2 protein-coding genes are annotated in these 2,762 nt (G+C 45.7%); one reads left to right on the top strand and one right to left on the bottom strand.

The window, feature by feature from the left end:
- A partial coding sequence (locus V6C93_RS36505; RefSeq protein WP_333481598.1) for an MMPL family transporter occupies positions 1-1,366 on the bottom strand: 1,366 nt, incomplete at its 3' end.
- 216 nt (positions 1,367-1,582) lie between these two features.
- Between V6C93_RS36505 and V6C93_RS36500 the strand changes: the two genes are divergently transcribed.
- Positions 1,583-2,762 (top strand): S41 family peptidase (locus tag V6C93_RS36500; RefSeq protein WP_333481597.1); only part of this gene is annotated, 1,180 nt, incomplete at its 3' end.

Here is a 2,762-nt window from a genome sequence, read left to right as displayed (position 1 = left end):
TAGTGACTAAATTGTAGAGAGTGGCAATATGTCGCTTAGAGAGAATGTGCTCCGTAGAACTCTTAGTGCTAACAGCCAGCAAAATTGGGGCAATTTCCCCTGGCCCGAAGGAGCGTTTCAAAACCTCGACCCCCTCCCGTGCTGGAACGTGACTGGGCAAGATGCTGGCATCACCAATCCCAAAACGCGCCTCCAAAAAGGGTGAGGCGAAGACAGCCAGGATGACCAAGACAACCGCCACGGCGGCTACACCATAGCGGACAACATTACGAGCGAAGAATGTCCAGATTCCTCCTGTTTGAGGGGCAGGTCGGACGACACGCCAGCGGTTAATCCCCTTTCCCAAAATTGCCAACACGGCAGGAAGCAAGGTGAGAGCTGCCACAACGGATAGCAACACGACCAGTGAACCGGCTATCCCAAGCGATCGCAATATTAATATTGGGAACATCAGCAGGCTAACCATTCCAATACAGACAGTTAAGCCAGAGAAAAAGACAGACCGCCCAGCGGTATCTACAGTTCGTATAACGGCCTGTTCAACGGTTCCAGACAGCAGTTCTTCCCGAAAACGATTGACAATTAGCAGCGAGTAGTCGATGCCCAACCCTAAGCCCAGCATACTTGTAGTGTTGAGGGCAAAGACGGACAAGTCCATCTTCAGGGCGACCAGAAAGAGTAGACCGAAAGTCACCGAGACAGCCATCACTCCCATTGCAACTGGCATCGCTGCGGCTACCGCTGAACCAAAAACAAACAGTAGAGCAATCAGTGTGAGAGGTAAGGCGATCGACTCGGCTCGACTCAAATCTGCTTTACTGATACGTTGGGCATCGCGGTCTACAACAAGCTTGCCTGTCACATAAGTTTTCAGGGTCAGGGCATGACTTTGGGTAGTTACCTGCTCAATACTGTTGATCGCTGGAACGGCTTCACTACCGCGTACCTTCAAGTTGATAACGCTGTACTCTGTTTTCCCATCACTACTGCGGTACTCAGGATGCTCCGCCGCACTGACAACGGAACTCACCGATGGCAGGCGACGCACCTGAGTAAGAATCTGCTCAATATCCAGCTTTCGTGCATCAAGGGTTGAACCATTTGCACTTTCAAACACAACAGTCAAGGCATCAGGGTCAACGTTGAGTTCTTGCTTCAAAAGCTGTTCAGCGCGAGTTGCTTCCCCTGCCTCGTAGGCAGTACCGACACCTTTAAGGAAAGTGTCGAGATAGGGAACACTCACCCAACTCAGCAGTAGCAGTACTCCCCAAATCCCGATGACTTGTACCCTGTAGCGGTAAGACAAACGCCCCAATTTGGCAAAGAGAGATTGCCTACAAACCCGATTAGGGTCACCTTGTTTCATTTCCTATGACGCTATTGTGAGAGTTGATCAATCTTCGCAAGCTTAACTTATGCTGTGGGTACAGGCGGTCTCGGAAATTCGCTCAAGAATGAATGGGGAACCTCTTTTATGAAGAGTAATCAACCGGACATTATAACTGGGCAGAGTTATTGTTATGAGTAGGACAGGCTAATACTGATACCTAACTCATCAATAATGTAGAAAAATTAGCAACCAATGATTAGTTACAAAACAAAAAAAATATTTGTCTTAATAGCCCTTATCGTTCTGAGTATTTTTCTGATTTTATTCCCTGTGCCTCAAAACATTTTATTAGCCAGAGAATCACCCTATCTAACCACTTTGAACGAAGTTTGGCAAGAAGTAAATGACCATTTTTTTGACCCTAAATTCAATGGAGTGAATTGGAAGGCAAAGCAGGGGGAGTATCAGGAGCGGGTAAAGCAAGCTCAATCTTTAGAGGAAGCTTCCGTGGTTATTAATCAAATGCTCTCTGAACTCAAGACTTCTCATACTCATTTTTATACTAAACTAGAACCTGCCTATTATCAACTATTAGCTATTTTTAACAGAGGTTCCTTCAGACAAGAGCTAAAGAGAATTTTTCCGACTGGAAGATTGGACTATACGGATATTGGCATTTTTACTAAAACTAGCAACGGAAAAACATTTATCTCAGGGATTATAGAGGGCACCCCTGCTGCCAAATCTGGGTTAAAAGTAGGAGACGAAGTAGTGGCGGTTGACGGCAAGCCTTATCAGCCGATTCAATCCTTTGCTGACAAGACTGAGCAAGAAGTTAAGGTATCGATTCAACAGAGTGCTGATCCAACAAGCCGCAAAGATTTCACTGTAATCCCCAAAAAGCTTAACCCGGAGACACTTTTTTTAGAAGCTATGCGGGAGAGTACCAAAATTATCGGACGAGATAATAAAAGAATCGGTTATGTCCATATCTGGTCTTATGCTGGCGATCAGTATCAGCAACAACTGATTGAAGAAATTGGCTTTGGCAAACTTAAAGATACAGATGGTTTAATACTCGATCTCAGAGATGGTTGGGGGGGAGCCGAGCCCAATTATCTGAATATTTTTACCAAACAAGTTCCGGTATTGACTCAAATTCCTCGTGACGGAGTAAGAAGAGCGCTCGATCTTCAATGGAGAAAACCCGTCGTCATGGTTGTCAATAACGGCTCAAGAAGTGGTAAAGAAATTCTAGCTTATGGGTTTAAAAAATACGGGATTGGCACATTAATTGGGACAAAAACAGCAGGGGCTGTTGTGGGTGGCAGCCCCTTCCTCTTAAAAGATGGTAATCTCTTATATCTGGCTGTAGTCGATGTTTTGGTTGATGGAGAACGTCTGGAAGGAAAGGGGGTCATACCAGAGCTTG

This window comes from Allocoleopsis sp. (assembly GCF_036703385.1).
In the GTDB taxonomy this organism is placed as follows: Bacteria; Cyanobacteriota; Cyanobacteriia; order Cyanobacteriales; family Coleofasciculaceae; genus Allocoleopsis.
Note: the sequence above shows the minus strand (reverse complement) of the source record. Positions and strands in the feature narration are given on the sequence as shown.